Below are 17,651 nucleotides of genomic sequence, written 5' to 3' on the forward strand. Positions count from 1 at the left end.
GATCTCATCTCATCAACAAGCGTATTAAGGTAAAGAAAGCGCGCTCGCTTATCTTAAAAGACTCACTTAAACAGGCACTGATCATTTCATTGCTTTGCCAACTCAACGAGTTCATCAACACGATCTTGCATTTTTTTCTTAAGACATGCTGGATTAACAGAACACGCATTTCTTTCGTCAAGCCAGCGTTTCTGTGTTTGACGGAGCTCGACTGAACGTGATTTGACATCAACCCCTGTATTCACAATTTGCTTTAACGCCACATTGTATGCCTCGGCCACGCTTACATCCCAGGAGGACAGATCCGAATCATGACAGATGGATTTTTCACTGTCGTTTGTAGCTCTTGCGCAGGCGAACGAAGGTTGCAATTTGGCATTGTTAGCGAGTTTTTTTAGTAAAAGATAAGACTGGTTATCCCAGTTCAGGAATATTGACTCTTCATCAAGTTTTACAAGCCAGTGTTCGCTATTTTCACCCGACAGGGTGATTTTTCCATTCTGACAATGAATGCGATAAGGACGAATTTCTAACGTTCCTTTGATGGGAAGAGCATAGCTTTTAGCCGGATCGGAGAGCTGCCCTTCTGTCGTCCTGCTCATCAAAGAGTTTATTGATGTCACGTCCATGGAATCATAATCTGGCAAGTCACAGTGACTAGCTGTTGGTATTGACGTTTTTATTATATCCGGAGTGAATTCAAAAATACGTTCTCTCAGCGTCGGGTCATCAGAAATTAGCGCCATCAGGTTTGTAGAAGTGGAATCTTCGTTAACATAAACATGTTCAACTTTCCAATTACCATCAAGTTTTAAAACACGTCCCTGTTCAGCAGAACACAGTAACGGCATAACCAGCGAAGCGATAAAAAGTAAAAAAAAGCCGGTTCTCTGCATGATGGACGCCTGAGAGTGAGATACAGAAAAGACATTTATTTTTAAATTCATAATTGGCTGTAAAAAACTTTTTTAGCTTGTTGATTCTTTTTTACCTCTTCATTTAAATAAGTATAAAGCCTCCTTCTGTTTGCTAAAGAGGCTTCATTAAAAAATCTACTTCTGATAAGCCTTACGAAGTTGAGAGAGATTTTTAATATATGAATTTTGAAACTTCTCAGTAGCACCTTGGTCGTAGTATACGCTGTCACTATCATCTTTTAATCCCAAGATGTAGTAATCATTACCATAGTGATCAGGAGCTTCGGTTGTATAAATAACCGCGATTTTTGTAGCAGGATCGTCTTTTTTTGAAATCAGACCAACTGAATCAACTTTATGGCAACCCACAGTTTCCCAATCCCCCTGACCGATTGTCTGAATAAATTGATCAGATTTTTTGCTATCCTTAGTCCAGGCAATAAAACACACAGGTTGAACTTGTCTTATCCATCCTTTGCCTTGCACAAGAGTGCCTAATACTTTGCCATCTTTTACTAAATCGAAGGTTTGAGCTTTATCTAATTCAACTCGCTCAAGGCCTGCATGCTGAGCCTCTTGAACAATACTTTTTTCGTAATCACTGGAATGAGGTTTAGAAAGGGTTACTGAAGCATTTGCTAAAGGACTGATAACAAGTAATGACAGAACTAAATTGATAATTTTCATTTTTTATAAAACCCTTAATTAATTATGTAGAGCCCGGTCATAATTTTGTGATAAGTGAACATCATAGTTATTCTTTTTATAATCACTACCATTATAATGTCTTGCAAAACTTGCCCAGTTTTTAGTACGGATTGCATTCAAGAGCATGGGTGTATGAGAAACATGATTTACAAAAGCGTATACTTGCCCCGGAATAGTATTCATTCCTTTGACAAACTCTTCAATATTCGCATAACCTGAAGTAACATAGTTACTTCCCATAATTTGGAATGCTCCCCAAGAAGCTGACTGAAGTGCAGCTGCACGATCAAGTGCTATGGCTTTATTTAACTTATCGTATTGCTCGCTAAATTTACCGTAGTGATCATATCTTTTCCCCGATATATCAGGGTGAGTTGCATCATATTTGTTATTGGTCAATCTGCTGAAATAATGTCTTTCATATAAAATGGTCGGCCGACCAGATGAATCGAATGGACTTTGCTTCGTCTCCGACATCACTACGGCTTTTATTGCTGCTGGCTCACAATTTAATGCTTTCGCCATACTGATATACATTTCATCAGTCACTGCAGATGCCGTGGTGTCAAGATTTAACTTAATATTGCTGGCTGGAGTGATATTTCCATGCAGTCTACGCATCGTAGGACCTTGGGGAGAAATAATACCGTCAGGGTTACGGAGTCCAACAACCTTCTCCTGAAAAACTTTTATTTTATCAATGGTTTTTTCGCCCATGAAACCATCAACTTTTAATTCATTACCAGGAGAGGTAATAGCCTTATTGGCGTTTAGTAATGATTGAACGGTTTTAACATCTTGTGGTTTATTTGGTTGTCTGATGCCAACACCTTGGCTTATCTGTATTGTAGTCACGTAAAATCCCTCTTGATCCAGCCTTAACAGATCATATGAAAGTGCGCCTCCAGATGGAGGCGCATTCCATTACGCTTCTTTATTCTCTTTGATATTCCAGCCAGCGCTGCTTTCTGCACCTTTGCCACCGGAAGAACTCTGCTCCCAGTACTGCTGTTTCACTTTCGCAGCCTGGAATGCATAGGTTACGCCCAGCGTATCGTCGTGCTCAGAGCCCACGAACTGTACGTTGGTGACCAGCACGTCTTCCAGGGTGATGCGGGTATACTCGATTTGCGTACCGCCAGCCTTGCAAACTGAAACTTCAACCTTAGTGACGTGCTTACCACTGGCACAGTTTTTCAACAGCGCAGTGACAGCCTTGTCGATTTTGGCATTAATGTGCAGGTCGTTGAAGTTTACTTTACCAGCACCGCCGCCGCCGCCCACGCTCATATTACCCGGCTGATTAGCGCCCCAGGAGAAAGAGGTAATATCAATCCAGCCGGTATGGTTTGAATCTTTAGATTCACCAGTAATACCGTCTACCTTCAAATACATATCAATAGCCATAATATTTACTCTTCGTTATGGAAAAAGTTGTCGCTTTCGAAAAAGCATCTATATGGCAAAGAGAAAAGCATGGGGCTGAATAAAACAGTCCATATTTTACTTTTGCCTCGACTCGGGAGGTTGCTACAGGCTCTCCGAAGTATCCCACCACAATTAACCGCTATAGCAGGAGATTTTTTTGCTGTATTCGTATTTCAAATTAATGTCATTGTGCAAAAAGCCATGACAATTATGGGGCAACCCGATTATGTTGCGCACTTTGTTTCAAGAAAATTACTCTGCTGGAACAAAGTCAAAAAAAACGATTAAAGAAGCCCAAATAATTTTCAGCTCGCCAAAGTCGACGTTTTTATATTTTAAACACAGGTCGATCATTATACTGATAAATCTATGATGAAAGCTTCCAGCCATTCGCCAAAGACATCACTTTAGGAAAAGGTTTATTCCGCTTCATCAGCATAATCAAAGTGTGAGGGACGACATACATCAGCCATTGTTTTATATACGGCATGTTTTCATGCTTTAGTGCATTTGCTCGCAACAAGCACGCTCCGAAGAGCGTGCTTAGCGTTTCAACGATTAGTTTTCGTTCGACTTCAGCGAAGGCAGTTTCGATACCAGACGCAGCGAAACGGTTAACCCTTCCAACTGGTAATGCGGACGCAGGAAGAATTTCGCGGCGTAATAACCTGGGTTGTCTTCCTGCTCTTCCACATTCACCTCTGCAGCAGCCAGCGGCTTACGAGACTTGGTTTCCTGAGAAGAGTTAGCCGGGTCACCATCGACATAGTTCATCACCCAGTCGTTCAACCAGCGTTCCATTTCGTCGCGCTCGCGGAAGGAACCAATCTTGTCGCGCACAATACACTTCAGATAGTGAGCGAAACGGCAGCAGGCGAACAGATAAGGCAGCCGCGCTGCCAGACGCGCATTGGCGGTGGCGTCAGCATCGTGGTACTCCGCAGGTTTTTGCAGCGACTGGGCGCCGATAAAGGCGGCAAAGTCAGAGTTTTTGCGGTGAACTAACGGCATAAAGCCATTCTTCGCGAGCTCGGCTTCGCGGCGATCGCTGATGGCGATTTCCGTTGGGCATTTCATGTCTACGCCGCCGTCATCGCTTGGGAACGTGTGGCAAGGCAGATCTTCAACCGCCCCACCCGACTCCACGCCGCGAATGGATGTACACCAGCCGTATTCTTTGAACGAACGGTTGATGTTGGCCGCCATGGCATAAGCCGCGTTGGTCCAGCTGTAGTTGCTGTGGTCGGAACCGTCGGTCTGCTCTTCAAAATCAAAGCTGTCCACGGGGTTGGTGCGAATACCGTAAGGCAAGCGAGAAAGGAAGCGCGGCATCACCAGGCCCAGATAGCGGGCGTCCTCAGACTCGCGCAGGCTGCGCCAGGCAGCATATTCGGTATTCTGGAAGATTTTGGTCAGATCGCGTGGATTCGCCAGTTCCTGCCAGGATTCCATCTGCATTACGCTTGGGGCTGTCCCGGTGATAAACGGACAGTGTGCTGCAGCACCGATACGCGCCATTTCGCCCAGCAGCTCGACGTCCTGCGGGCTGTGATCGAAATAGTAGTCGCCCACCAGGCAGCCAAAAGGTTCACCACCAAACTGGCCATATTCCTGTTCGTAGATTTTCTTGAACAGCGGGCTCTGATCCCAGCCCACGCCTTTATAGCGTTTCAGGGTGCGGCTCAGCTCCTGCTTGGAGATGCTCATAAAGCGAATCTTGAGCATCTCATCAGTTTCGGTGTTATTCACCAGATAGCTCAGACCACGCCAGGCGCTTTCCAGCTTCTGAAACTCTTCGTGATGAATAATCTGGTTAACCTGCTGAGACAGCTTTTCGTCAATCTCAGCGATCAGCGCCTGAATGGTGCGGTAGGCATCGCTGGACATGGTCACGGTGTTTTCCAGCGCCTGCTGCGCCAGGGTTTTTACCGCGCTTTCTACAGCTTCGCGTGCCTGGTCGCTTTTAGGACGAAATTCTTTGTTCAGTAACGCGCTGAATTCATCCTGACTAAAGCTGGCGCCGCCCTGCGATTGTGGTTGTTGAGAAGTCTGGTTCATTACTGCTCCTCCTTACCTTCAGGGGCATCCGTTTGCTTAGGCACGTGTGACAGCGCCTGCAGCAGTGTCGGATCCTGTAAAATCTTGCCGATCAGCTCTTCGGCGCCGTTTTTGCCGTCCATATAGGTCAGCAGGTTGGAGAGCTGGGTACGTGCTTCAAGCAGGCTGTTTAGTGGATCGACTTTGCGGGCAATGGCATCAGGAGAAAAATCGTCCATGCTTTCGAAGGTCAGATCGATGTTCAGTTTGCCGTCACCGTTCAACGTATTGTCTACCTGGAATGCCGCACGTGGCTTCATGGCTTTCATACGCTCATCGAAATTGTCGATGTCGATTTCCATGAATTTACGGTCGTCAACGCTGGCCTGCGGCTCCAGCGGTTTACCGGCTAAATCGGCTAAAACACCCATGATGAATGGCAGCTGAATTTTACGTTCTGCGCCATAGACTTCCACGTCATATTCAATCTGAACGCGTGGCGCGCGATTGCGGGCGATAAATTTCTGCCCACTGGACTTCATTGTTGGCATGGTTCTCTCCATAAATAATGCGCGGGTATAGGCTCGCAGGAGGCGCGCAGGTCTCGCTGCGTAAAGGCTTGACTGTTAGCTTAGTCGCGGCGTCCAAAAATGTTTTCTAACTGATGCACACCATCGGGCGCGAGATCGCGAATGATGTCCATAAAATCGAGTTCGATAAGGCGCTGTACCCTGTCAATCATCAGCGGTGCCGGGTGGCTCGGCTCATGCTGACTAAAGTACTGTTTAACTTTTTCCAGCATAAGTTGGGCTTCTGCCCGCGAATTCAGTTGGGCACTGCGCCAGTCGGTAGCCGCACGTGGTGCAGCGACGCTGGGCTGCTGCTCCGTTGCGGGTGCGGATTGCATCGCCGCCGCCAGGGAGTGTAACGATTCCATATCCGTGGCCTGACAGCGCTCATTCAGCATTGCCATGCTGCGTTGCAGCTGACTCATATCCGGCAAGGCCGTTTCATCCAGCTTTTCAATCACGATGCGGCGAATATTTTGCAAACGCTCGGCAATGTTTTGAATCGCTGCGATGCCCGGTTGTTCCCCTCGTGCCAGTTCGTCATTCAGACGCGGCAGTCCACCCGGATAATCTGGCACCTCTGTTTTACTGCCGTCACACAGCGCCGAAGCATCACGCAGCGTAATACCGTCGGACGCATAGCGCATGAGCCATGACTGACGAACGGCGGCCGTGAGTGCCGACTGGTCGCCCAGCACAGCCAGCGCGTTGATGCGGTAAAACGGGTCGTGCTCGCCGTCTTCTTCAAGGCGAGGCCAGAGCGGTTCCCAGAACTGCAACATCGCCTGTTCAATCAGTTGCAGGCCCTGTGCATAGCCCGGTAACCCTTTCAGGCGCGTCCAGGCATGTGTCAGGGTCAGCATGACACGCAGGTCTTTGCTGCGGCTCATCAGTTCCAGCGCGAGCTTTTCAACTTTGTTCCAGTCCGCTGGCTCAGCCGGAATAATGGTGTTACCGAACTGCTGTTCGGCTTTTCCCACGCTGGCCTGCTCCATCGCCTGAAAGTCCGCGTCGTACTCCAGGTTTTCACCGCACGGATTATCGTGGCTTACCGGTATCAGCAACGTGTCAATATCAATACTCATCCGCTTCGCCTCAGGATTCAAACATCGGGGGATAAAGTCCGTTTCGTCCCGGCTTTGCACCGCCTGCCGGATCAAACAACAGGGAAAATAACTGCGCGGTTAAGTTTCCACTGTGGACATGGGTATAAAGCGGAAAACCGTCGCTCTGATTCGTCCACCAGAAACTGGTCTGGAACTGCGGATCAAAGCTTTGGGACGGCAGATGCCAGCTCAGTGTTGAATCCTGTTCACCGTTGCCGATCACCGCCAGAATATCTGATGACGCCTCATCCTGCTGAGGCTGCGGCAGCGGAATGCTCAACAGCGCCTGATCGAACTGTTCGGGCGTACCGCCATCCTGAACCGCCCGCAATAAGGTATTTCCCATCTGGTGATACCAGTCGCCTGAACGCGTCAGCAACAAAGGCATCCACTCCGCTGGGGTAAAATAGCGGAGGGCACAGAGGGGATAATGACGACCCACGCTATCGCGTGCGGCCGTCAGACAGCCCATTTGAATCAGTTGCGTGCCCAACATCGGTGGTACCACAAAATTCCACACCGGGGCTTTAAGAAAAGCCCGAGAAGGCGCATTTTCGCCTTCAGCACTGGTCTTCCAGTGGTGCAATCCCACCTGAAACCAGTTAGACCACTGGCGCTGCAAGGTATCTGGAAAGCGTCGTTTAACAAAATCACCCGAACTAGGCAGTTTGCCGTACCAGCCAGGTGCTGCGTAATGGGTCATAGTCAGGTCCTGTTTCAGGGACAGCTAAATGCGGGTAGCTGGAAAGGATTACGAATGCTGCCTGGCGTGAATGACAGCGTCACATTATGGCCGTCCACACTAAAGCTGGCTTCGCGAGTCAGTCCACCTACCGACGTCACCCGTGCGCGATCAAAGAAGCGATTAAGCGCCCATGGGCCGCTGGTGGTCAGGGTTGAGGTCGTGCCGTTCGTTAGCCCCAGTTGCATGCGCACCTGACTGGTTCCACCTGGTCCGGGCCAACTCACTAACTGCACTGCCTGTGGTCCATGACTGTAGCGCAAAATCTGTCCATCGACATCCAGCGTCATATTCAGGATATCGTTATCCATCTTCACCGTCCGTAACGTGACGCGGAAGGATGGCGTAGTGGCCCCATTGGCAAAGAAGGCGTCGCGAATCGACTGCGCCTGCTGGAAAGGACGCAGCAAGGCTTCGCCACCTGGCAAGGTTTTGCCATCAATGCCGGGCGTGAAACGCCATGCCGCGCGCGTGGTGTCCACTTTGCTGGCCAGATTATCGCGGAAGAAGCTGTCCATCAGTCCGGTTCCCGGCGCAAACATGCGCGCCAGGTCATCAGGCGTGACTTCGCTGCGTGCATTGCGAACCAGCGGGTAACGGCCTGCTATCGCCTGACGGCAGAAGCTGCCGACTTCCATGGTGATACGCTTGCGAACGTTATCCATGTCGCGACGCTGTGCATCGCTGCTGGCGCCCACTGCCATGCCTGACACCATATTTTGCAGTGAACCGGGCAAACGTCCGGCGCTGGCCTGCAAACGGCTAATGGCATCACTCGCCGGCGGTGGCATACCGCTATTCGCGGCATCCTGCACGGCAGTGAGATAGCGATAGAGATCGTCGATTTGCTTAAGAAAATCATCAACGGCCAGGACCTTACTGCCCTGCTGTAACGGCTGTGCCAGCTCGATGACAGGTGCAAAGTGCGCGGTCACCGCCTGCTCGGGCGTTTGCTGCACCACCGCCTGCTCGCCGTTTGCGCGCGGCGAGGTAAACAGTGCCTGCAGCGTTCGTGTGGCGCTGTTATCCGATGACGCGGCCGTATCTTTGGCATTCTTGTCTTCAGGCTGCGCCCGGGTGAGCGTGAGCTGTTTGCTCAGGTTAATCACTAACTGCCGCAGCGGCGAATGATTCCCTGACAGCAGGCGCGCCGTATTAATACGTTGGGTCAAATCGGCGCTGCTGTTGAGTTGAATATCGCTGAGAAACTGTTCCCACTGGCGGATGTAATCCTGAATATAGAGCTGGCGCACCGCAAGGTCGGTTTGTTTGCTGTCTTCATGGGCCGTCTCTGCACCCAGCACCCAGATATCGTCTTTGTAGAGCGCATCCGTGACCGGCGCGATCTGTTTATCCACATGGTTCCAGTAGCCGTCTGGCGTAAAGAGCCCGGAAACACCTTCATTGACAGACTTACCGCTTTTACGGGAAAACACCAGTTCACTTTGCGGTCCACCCAGCGCGGACAAGGTAACCGGTGACATTGAGCCATCGCGTTCCAGCAGGCGTTTCAGGCGTCCGTAAACGCGCTGTGACAGCGGCATCTGACTAATCAGCGCCTGCTCGCGCTTTACCAGCGCATCATCCTTCGCATAGGGCGAGGACTGAATCTGCGTTTCCAGTAGCTGTTGCAGGTGCCACGCCAGCTGTTTCACCTCAGCCTGAGTCACGTCCTGCGGCAATTCACGTGAGATGTTTAACATCATCCACGCCTGAAGAAACTTACCGTCATAGTGTTTTGGCTGGTACAGCATCTGATAAGCCTTAAGCGCCTCATAGCTGTAGTCAGCGTCACTTCCCGTATCATTGCGTAACCAGCGGGTGATATTCTGCGCAACCTGCGGCATCAGCAGCTGTTTCAGCGCCCTTTCGTACAAGGCCTGGGTCGCATCACTGACTTCCGTTCCGCGATACAGCCCCATCCGGCGCGTGAGCGGCGGATGCTCCAGAGAAAAGGAGGCGCTTTCAGGCAGGTGCAGCAGCGTATTGAGGTAAGGCACCAGTGCAAAGAGGTTGCCGTTCACCTCTTTTTGTAACTTGTCACCGAGCTGCTCGACCTGGGGGCTTTTCGCCGCCATCTCCTGCAGGTAGGTTTTGTTTTTGTTATAGCTCACCAGCCACAGTGCACCGGCAATGAGTACGATAACCAGTAACGCCAGATAACCCGACCACAGGCCCACGCGGTTACGTAGCTCCCACCAGCGGTTACTGCCGGCCAGACCGGACTCCTGGAAGATGACATTTTCCAGCACGCCCTTAAGGAAAAAGCTCTGCCCTTTGTTTTGAGGGATCGGCGCGTCTTTATCCACTTTGTCCCAACTGCCCGACTCACTCTGCTGCTGGCCTGGCAGATGCAGGGCGCGCGTGAGTTCACCCATTACGCGGTCAAAGGGTAAGCCTTCCTGCGTACCGCTGGCAAAGTAGATGCCGCGCGGGGCGAACTGCGTTTCGAAATCGGAACGCGCAAACAGAATATCCAGCGCCTCAGCCAACTGAGGGCGCAATGCCGCAAACTCCTGTGGAAACAGGTAGCTTTCGGCACGTGCCTGGGCATCACTTTCCGCCAGCAGTACATCGGCAAGTCCGGCATCCAGGCGCTGCTGCAGCAGCGAATATTCCTGCTGAAACTGGCTGCTGAGTTCAAATTCAGCCGTTGATGCTTTGGCCCACGGAAAGGTAAAACCCCAAATCTGCTCGCGCTGTGCCTTATCCAGGCTGGCAAAATAGCTGCGGAACCCCTTTAACAGGTCGGTTTTGGTGACCAGGACATACACCGGAAAGCGAATACCGAGCCGATCGTGTAACTCCATCAGACGCTGACGCAGCGCCACGGCCTGATTGCGCATGGCCTCGGGCGACTGTGATAACAGGTCTGCCACGCTCAAGGTGACGATGACGCCGTTAACCGGCTGACGGCCACGGTATTTACGCAGGAGGTCGAGAAACTGATGCCATTCGCCGGCATCGCGCTCCTGCTGGCTCTCCTGCGTGGTATAGCGCCCCGCCGTATCCAGCAGCACGGCTTCGTTAGTAAACCACCAGTCACAGTTACGCGTCCCGCCGATCCCACGTAGCGCAGCCTTACCGAACTTGTCCGCCAGTGGGAACTGCAAGCCGGAATTCACCAGAGCGGTGGTTTTACCGGCACCTGGCGCGCCGATGATCATGTACCAGGGCAGTTGATAGAGATATTGATGACTGAAGCGCTGCGCCCAGAAAGGCGCACCTTTGCTGCTCTGCCGCTGGAAGTGTGCTTTTTTCAGCATCTCAGTCGCTTCAGAGAAGCGGCTGGCCAGCACCTGATCTTCACTGGTCAGTCGCTTGCGGTCTTCTTCCGGCGTATCCGATTTGCTGGTTTCCAGGCTGGACATCAGCTTACGGTTGAGCCAGTAGTTATAGACACGCGGAATCGCCTGGCTCAGGCCCCAGACAACATAGAGCAGCGCAATACTGATTACGCGGTTCTGTTCTGACTCCAACGGACGGGAGTCCACAATCGAGAACACCGGGCCAATGACCCAGATAATAAACGAAAGTGCGGTGATACCGACAAAGCCCCAGGCCAGACGGCTGGTCAGTACCGCAAATAGTACATTCAGCATGGATTAGTTCCCTCTCGCCAGGCCGTTAACTTCAGCTTGCGTCGTATCAGGTGCAACCTGCAGCGTAATTTCAACACGACGATTACGCGCGCGATTTTCTGCACTGGTATTCGGCACCAACGGATGCGTTTCACCCCGCCCTTCCGCTTTAACGCGTGATGGTTTTGCCAGCTGTTTTTGTAACAGCGTCTGAACAGACTGGGCACGGGCCAGAGACAGCTCATAGTTGGAGGCAAATCGGGCACTGCGAATCGGTACGTTATCGCTGTAGCCCACCACCAGGATTTTCCCGCTGACGTTATTCATGGCTTCAGCTACACGCTGGATAACGGCATCATAACGTCCGCGAACCTCTGTCGAACCGGATGCGAACAAGCCATCGCCTTTCAGCGTCACCACACTTTGATCTGCCTCATCGCGCACGGCCACCAGGCCTTCGTCGATTTCAGGTTTCAGGAATGACTTCAGGTTCAGTGACGGCGGCGGCGGCGGTGCCGGATTACGAATCTGCACTTCTGGCAGCGTCGTTTGGTAGATTTTGGCCAGCACGGGCGAGGTGTAATCCCCCAGACGCCAGTTCAGCACGATATAGAACAGGCAGGCAGCCAGGCCCGCCAGAGCCGCACAGGCCCACAGCGGAATCATGGGGCGCCAGAGTTTACGCAGAACCGGCTGATCGGTCGGATGCGGCGACAAGGCGGCGGCAAAGCTGCCCCTGACGCTCCTGATCATCTGCAACAGACGCTGTTTAATCGTATCCAGTTGCGAGCGTCCATTATCCAGAACCCGATAGCGCCCTTCAAAACCAAGCAGTAAGCAGAAATAGATCAGCTCCAGTAACAGGATGTGCTGACGCGGGTTTTGCGACAGTTTCGCCAGCAGCTGGAAGAATTTCTCCCCGCCCCAGGTTTCGTTGTGGAAGGTGACCAGTAAGCCATTACTGGTCCACACGCCACGGCTTCCCCAGGGCGTCAGTGCTGCGGCTTCATCAAGCGCCGTACACAGACAATAGCGCGCGCCAACGATCACCTCATAGCTCAGTCCGGACTGCTGGCAGGCCAGCTCGAAACGGCGGATCTGGTCAATAAGCTGTTGACGTAAACGTGCGGGATCGTCATGGGAGACGGAGTGACGAATCTGTGGAATCGCGTTAATCAGCGGATTCGCTGCAGCCACCAAACTATTCTGGTGGCTAAGATCCTGCTGAAAAGCATCACTGTTCGGTTTATTTTGTTCCTGCATCATGCCTGCTCAGTTTGAATTATTCTGACTGACTGCGAATGGCCCAGAACTCCATGTTCAGGCCCGGAAACTCACCGGCAAGGTGCAGCGCGAAGGCACCCGATCGCTCCATCTCCTGCCATAGCTCGCTGTTCTTATCCAGCTCAAAATAGCTGTATCCTGCGTGCCATGGGATCTGCGGTGGCGCACCCGGCATGGCTTTCAGGGCAAGGCCCGGTAGCTGCAGTTGGACGAGATCGCGAATTTTGGTGACGGGGGCGACTTTCATCTGCGCCGGGAAATGCGTTTTCAGCGCGTCGGCCGGGACGTTTGCTTTTACGGCCAGCACAAAACCGAATTCACGCACCATGCTGTTATCCGGCACGGTCGCCACATTCAGGCCGTGTGAGCGTTGCGTCAGCGGCAACTGAATGGCGCTCTCTTCCATCACCTGCGACAGGCCTTGACGGAGCAATAGCGTCAGGCGGGAGAAGCAGCCCTGCAGGTCGTCGTGGTCATAGAGAGGGAAAGCATCCGGCGTACGCGCCTCTGTCCACGTTGCCAGCTCAGCAGCCAGCTGCAGCCAGTGGCTGTAGAGGGTTTCAGGATGTAATAGCGGCAGATGCTGCAGATGCGCATGAAGGCCCAACTGGCGGTTAAGCAACGCCAGCAGCATAAAATCAACCATATCCGCGCTGTTAAAGCGGCCCGTTCCGGGTGCGCGCTGGCTCAGCTGCTGGCTACGTTGTTGAATCATGCCGTGCAGGTCGGTCATCATGCTCTGAAGCGGACGACTGCCAGCAAGGGTTAACGTGGGAGGGATATAATCATTGTCTAAACGGATATGGTTGTCGCTGCGCTTTTCAACGATCTGAGCAACGCCCATCGCCGTCCATTCCGCCGTGAGATCCTGCTCCAGCATCAAGCGGAGGCGCAGCTTGCCAAACTGAACGGTGGCCGTTCCGACAGCCTGCGCATTGTCATCTTCAACTTCCGCTTCCCAGGCCAGATAGCGAGCCAGCGAATCAGGCGCGTCCTGAAACGTCACCGCCTCGCGACCATTGCGGCGAGCGGGAATGGCCAAAACCACTTTGGCGCGGTCGGTATTGCTGGGGACGTCCAGCGGCGCAGGGCCGTGTTGTGGCTGACTGAAGGCAAAAAACGTTCCATCCGGCAGGCATCCACTGGCGGCGCTCAGTGCCAGTTTACCCTGCCGCAACAGCGCTTCATCAAATTCGAGATCGAAAAATCCCCAAACATAAGGGCGTTGCGACTGGCCCCATTCACGCAGCGAGCTTTGCAGAAAGTTTTCTGCCTGCTGGAAATGGTGAGGACGTAAAAACATCCCTTCCGCCCAAACAACCTTTTCGGCTCTGTTCATAATCATCCTTTGAAGACGGTTTTATTGCTTAACGGGACGCATGCCGGCATCGTCAACGATAATGTTGGCGTTTAACTCACCATCATTGCTTTTCCAGAACTGCCAGAACGAGCTGCTGTCACTGTCTGGGAAAGGCAGCGCAAGTCGCCACACCTTGCCATCCAGCTTTTGATATTCCGCCATGATGCCGATAAAGCGCGCGTCGGGAAGGCTTTTGGCACTCAGCGTTTTACTGAGCTGACCGGACATCAGGAAAAACTGCTGATTGTTGAGTAGCGTATTTCCCAGTGCGGTAGCGGGTTGATTCTGCAAAGTGAAGAAGTCGGCGGACATAAATTCTGCATCAGACGTCAGCAACATCACCCGGACTTTGAGAGGTGCGCCCGAATTGATGGAAGGATGAGCCTGAAAGTGCAGGTTGTATCGCGCGATATCAGGCTTACTGCTACTGCATGCCGTTAGCAGAAGCAGCAGGAAGGGCCAGATCCATTTTGCCAGGCCAACGCGAAAGTAAGTTTGTGCCATTTCTGTCCCTCCCTGCCCCTGACTTAGTTAATGATCCAGGTACCGTTATTCTTGTTCTGGCACGCCTGGCTGTTTCCATCTACAGAAACACAGGTTTTTTTCTTGGCGGCGGCACGCGCACGACGTTTCGGCTGATCGGCTTTAACGGTCTGATCGTACAAATCGCTTTTCACCACGGCGCGGAAAGGGACATAACCAACAACTTTTATCGCGCTGGTTGTGGCCTGAGCCTGTGCCGCTTTGCTGTCAGTGGCTTTGGCATCGCTGGCTGCTGGTGGCGCTTCAGCCTGCGCTTCTTCACCTAATGCCAGCCAGTTATTCTCAACCTGACCCACAACGGTGTAGGTTTCACCTGTTTTCAGGGTTTCGACGACTTTGCCGCCGAAGTCCGGACGCGTCATGACCGATGCAGGATATAAAGCGCGATAGGATTCATTTAATGCGGAGAACTGCGCCGGCGCAGCAACGGCATGACGATGAATCAGGGTTGTGCCATCAACGGTGCTGCTCACCATTGTGTCATCAGTCATTTTTGGCGGTGTTTTACAGCCTGCAACAGCAAAGACAAACATCAGGCTTAATGCAATTCGAAAGTTCACCATTTTCTTCATATTTAGTTCCATTAATACCCAAACAAGTGGCCATTGGCCGGTGTTAAGCAAACCCTGTTGCAGAACGAGCGATGCTGGCTGCCATCTGGAGCCAATACACTGATTAACAACACAATTTGCCTGAATGAGATGAGGTAGTGAGTTTAAAATTTTCTATTCGATGAGAGTGAGCAGGTGTGAAACTGCCCATGAAACCTGATGACCGGAACAAGACGGCTGAATTCGCGGTTAAACATTCAGCAAACTGACAAATTCCTAAACGCAAACGTCATTAAGGCAGCCTGGTTAAGCGTTGTGCAAAACCGATTCATAAAGCTGAATCGTTAAGTTTAATAAGGCTGATTAATCGTTATAAGTGTGGGGAGAATGGCAACATCCTGCTTAAATTCCAGTCGATCTCACACAAATGGCAATAAATCAATGGCTTACAAATTAAACTGCAGCACCATAGCTACCGCACGAGCCTCAACATCCTGCTCGCCTGTGTAAAGTTCTTTTCCATTTCTTAACATCTTACACAGCTTTACATAATGCCTTAAAAAATTCAACACAGCCCCGAGCGAGCTTAAATAGTAAAAATATTAATGTATAGTATTATCTCAAACTTCAGGCACTTGTTAACCAAATGCTATCGAGGCGATAAAAAACCGCGATTTAGCCCTGCCAGCCGCTTCGTTTAGATAATTAAACATTAGAAGTATGAATATTTAATCATGGTAAAAAGGGATAAAACGGCCAGCGAAGCGCCCTAAAGCTGATTTTCTTAAGTCTGAGATCGTAATTAAGTCAAATTTTTAGAAAACACGAAGCGTGTCATTTATTAAAAAAACAATAAATACAACAGGTTAACCATTTGAAGTATTGCTAAATTAAGAATTATCTTAAGTAATATATCGGGGAGCAGTGTTGGTTTTAGCCGCAAGCTGGATCAATAAAAGGCAATGTGAGTGATTTTAATACAGCCAGAGACTAAGCCGCGGTGGATTGCACAAGCGCAGGACGTGCCAATGGCCCGATGTGAACAGCGGTATGGCCTGAAATCACTCAGGCGTTGAATGGCACAGTATTTATCGTCGCCACCCGGGTTAAAGCGGCGACAGAGATAACAAATCAGGAAAAGGAATTAGGATGGCCCGGCTTTCGCGATCATTTTACGGTAATTATTCAGCCATTTACCGCTGGTGAACCTTCCCCAGAAAAACAGCCCTCTCACTGTCCAGTCGAGGAACATGCCAAGCCAGACGCCGATGACGCCCATTCCCAGTTCAATGCCCAGCAAATAGCCAGCCACGACCCTTGCACACCACATACTAAACATAGAGACGTACATCGTGTAACGTGCGTCACGCGCGCCTTTCAGCCCAGCCGGTAAAACCCACGACGCAGCCCAAATCGGCATAAACAAGGCATTGAGCCAGATGAGGTGTTTCGTGACATTTATCACTTCAGGATCGCTGGTATAGAAACGTGCCAACAAGCCCGCCAGCGGAACGGTCAGGGCCGCAACGCACGACAGGCAAATGGTTGCCAGCCAAAAAACATGCTTCGCCTGTCGTTCAGCCTGAAATACCTGGTATTTACCCAGCCGCTTTCCGGTGATGATGGTTGAAGCCGATCCAAGCGCGTTACCCGGCAGGTTAATCAGCGAGGCAACAGAAAACGCAATAAAGTTACCCGCGATCTCATTGGTGCCCATGCCAGCCACAAACACCTGGGTCAGCAATTTACCGCCGTTAAACAGCACAGATTCGATACTGGCAGGCACGCCAATGCTCAGTACTTCATAAAGTATGCTGCTGTTCCAGCGACGAAAATAGCTGGAAAGCGTGATTTTAAGCGAAGCATTAAATCCAATCATTAACACATAAATAATGGCGAAAGCGCCGATGTAGCGGGTGATGGTTAACCCTAATCCAGCGCCGACAAACCCCAGTCCATCCCATGAAAAGCAGCCGTAAATAAGTACGCTACTGATCATGATATTGAGGATATTCATCCCGCCATTAATCAGCATCGGGATCTTGGTATTCCCTGCCCCACGCAGCGCGCCACTGCCGATTAGCGTGATGGCCGCTGCCGGATAGCTCCATGCCGAAACCTGGAGATAGCTCAGCGCCAGCGCTTTTACTTTCGGTTCGGCAGCGCCGGCAATGGCGTCAATAATCAGATGGCCCCAGAACTCAATCGCAATGACCAGAATTAGCGCCAAAATGGTCATCATCGCCAACGACTGCCGCGTAGCGGCACGCGCCCGTTTACCATTACGCCTTGCCAGACTGAAAGCGACCACCACCGTGGTGCCCAGATCGATGGCGGCAAAAAAGGAGATGATGACCATATTAAAACTGTCAGCCAGGCCAACGCCTGCCATCGCCTCTTTACCCAGCCAGCTGACCAGGAAGGTACTGAGCACGCCCATTAACAGCACGCAGGCATTTTCAAAAAAGATCGGGACTGCAAGAGGCGAAATTTCACGCCAGTACAGCGTGCGGTAAGAACGACGTTTGGGATACCACGCCGTGCGCTTAATCGCCTGCACCACTGCTACGCCGGGATTTTGCAAAGGAGTACCAAATATGAAGAAGTCGGGGAAAGAACTCTAATGATGGTAGCCTGCGGGCAAATATGCAAAACGTTTTGCATTCCTGTTAAATCATCGTTACACACTTTTTTTACCTTTTTCCTCACCTCGTTGAATCATCGCGTTGCCGATGTCATCGCACGATCATGCCCGGAAACGGCCCTCTTCTTTACCAAAAAGCGGAGGCAGGCGTCAGGTTTATCTGCATTTTGATGCAAACCCA

General features: G+C 51.2%; 15 protein-coding genes. 1 reads left to right on the forward strand and 14 read right to left on the reverse strand.

The genetic code is table 11. From position 1 onward, the window contains the following. Positions 1–86 precede the first annotated feature (86 nt). From ACPXSQ_RS08540 to ACPXSQ_RS08555, 4 genes are all read right to left on the reverse strand, one after another. Entirely contained in the window at positions 87–896 is an 810-nt protein-coding gene (locus ACPXSQ_RS08540; RefSeq protein WP_064352421.1) for a lysozyme inhibitor LprI family protein, read from the reverse strand. A gap of 156 nt (positions 897–1,052) precedes the next feature. Next, entirely contained in the window at positions 1,053–1,604 is a 552-nt protein-coding gene (locus ACPXSQ_RS08545; RefSeq protein WP_022623337.1) for a hypothetical protein, read from the reverse strand. Positions 1,605–1,622: 18 nt separating this feature from the next. Then, positions 1,623–2,480: an N-acetylmuramidase domain-containing protein gene (locus tag ACPXSQ_RS08550; RefSeq protein WP_064352419.1), complete on the reverse strand. Its 858-nt coding sequence runs from the start codon at positions 2,478–2,480 to the stop codon at positions 1,623–1,625. Positions 2,481–2,549: 69 nt separating this feature from the next. Further along, the gene (locus ACPXSQ_RS08555; protein WP_013026243.1) at positions 2,550–3,032 is read right to left on the reverse strand and encodes an Hcp family type VI secretion system effector; all 483 of its coding nucleotides are present in this window, start codon (positions 3,030–3,032) and stop codon (positions 2,550–2,552) included. A 69-nt stretch (positions 3,033–3,101) separates the two neighbouring features. Between ACPXSQ_RS08555 and ACPXSQ_RS08560 the strand changes: the two genes are divergently transcribed. Then, a complete protein-coding gene (locus tag ACPXSQ_RS08560; RefSeq protein WP_155270043.1) occupies positions 3,102–3,341 on the forward strand; it encodes a hypothetical protein in 240 nt (79 codons plus the stop codon). A 270-nt stretch (positions 3,342–3,611) separates the two neighbouring features. Here ACPXSQ_RS08560 and tssC read toward each other — a convergent pair whose 3' ends face one another. From tssC to ACPXSQ_RS08610, 10 genes are all read right to left on the reverse strand, one after another. Then, the gene (gene tssC, locus ACPXSQ_RS08565) at positions 3,612–5,111 is read right to left on the reverse strand and encodes a type VI secretion system contractile sheath large subunit (RefSeq protein ID WP_013026244.1); all 1,500 of its coding nucleotides are present in this window, start codon (positions 5,109–5,111) and stop codon (positions 3,612–3,614) included. After that, on the reverse strand, positions 5,111–5,641 hold the full coding sequence (gene tssB / locus ACPXSQ_RS08570; RefSeq protein WP_014605521.1) for a type VI secretion system contractile sheath small subunit: 531 nt from the start codon (positions 5,639–5,641) through the stop codon (positions 5,111–5,113). Before tssB ends, tssC begins: the two co-directional genes overlap by 1 nt. Positions 5,642–5,721: 80 nt before the next feature. After that, the gene (gene tssA, locus ACPXSQ_RS08575; RefSeq protein ID WP_014593987.1) at positions 5,722–6,744 is read right to left on the reverse strand and encodes a type VI secretion system protein TssA; all 1,023 of its coding nucleotides are present in this window, start codon (positions 6,742–6,744) and stop codon (positions 5,722–5,724) included. A gap of 10 nt (positions 6,745–6,754) precedes the next feature. Next, entirely contained in the window at positions 6,755–7,468 is a 714-nt protein-coding gene (tagF, locus tag ACPXSQ_RS08580; protein WP_013026247.1) for a type VI secretion system-associated protein TagF, read from the reverse strand. A 14-nt stretch (positions 7,469–7,482) separates the two neighbouring features. Then, on the reverse strand, positions 7,483–11,109 hold the full coding sequence (gene tssM / locus ACPXSQ_RS08585; RefSeq protein WP_013026248.1) for a type VI secretion system membrane subunit TssM: 3,627 nt from the start codon (positions 11,107–11,109) through the stop codon (positions 7,483–7,485). 3 nt (positions 11,110–11,112) lie between these two features. Beyond that, the gene (locus tag ACPXSQ_RS08590) at positions 11,113–12,354 is read right to left on the reverse strand and encodes a DotU family type VI secretion system protein (RefSeq protein ID WP_013026249.1); all 1,242 of its coding nucleotides are present in this window, start codon (positions 12,352–12,354) and stop codon (positions 11,113–11,115) included. Positions 12,355–12,370: 16 nt separating this feature from the next. Next, the gene (gene tssK / locus ACPXSQ_RS08595) at positions 12,371–13,711 is read right to left on the reverse strand and encodes a type VI secretion system baseplate subunit TssK (protein ID WP_014605520.1); all 1,341 of its coding nucleotides are present in this window, start codon (positions 13,709–13,711) and stop codon (positions 12,371–12,373) included. Between the two features lie 21 nt (positions 13,712–13,732). Further along, positions 13,733–14,236: a type VI secretion system lipoprotein TssJ gene (gene tssJ / locus ACPXSQ_RS08600; protein WP_013026251.1), complete on the reverse strand. Its 504-nt coding sequence runs from the start codon at positions 14,234–14,236 to the stop codon at positions 13,733–13,735. Between the two features lie 23 nt (positions 14,237–14,259). Then, the gene (locus ACPXSQ_RS08605) at positions 14,260–14,859 is read right to left on the reverse strand and encodes a hypothetical protein (protein WP_105076862.1); all 600 of its coding nucleotides are present in this window, start codon (positions 14,857–14,859) and stop codon (positions 14,260–14,262) included. 1,111 nt (positions 14,860–15,970) lie between these two features. Further along, complete coding sequence (locus tag ACPXSQ_RS08610) at positions 15,971–17,386, reverse strand: EmmdR/YeeO family multidrug/toxin efflux MATE transporter (RefSeq protein WP_024470994.1); 1,416 nt, start codon at positions 17,384–17,386, stop codon at positions 15,971–15,973. Positions 17,387–17,651 lie beyond the last annotated feature (265 nt).

It is taken from the genome of Pantoea sp. EEL5, assembly GCF_049892805.1.
Classification (GTDB): Bacteria; Pseudomonadota; Gammaproteobacteria; order Enterobacterales; family Enterobacteriaceae; genus Pantoea; species Pantoea ananatis.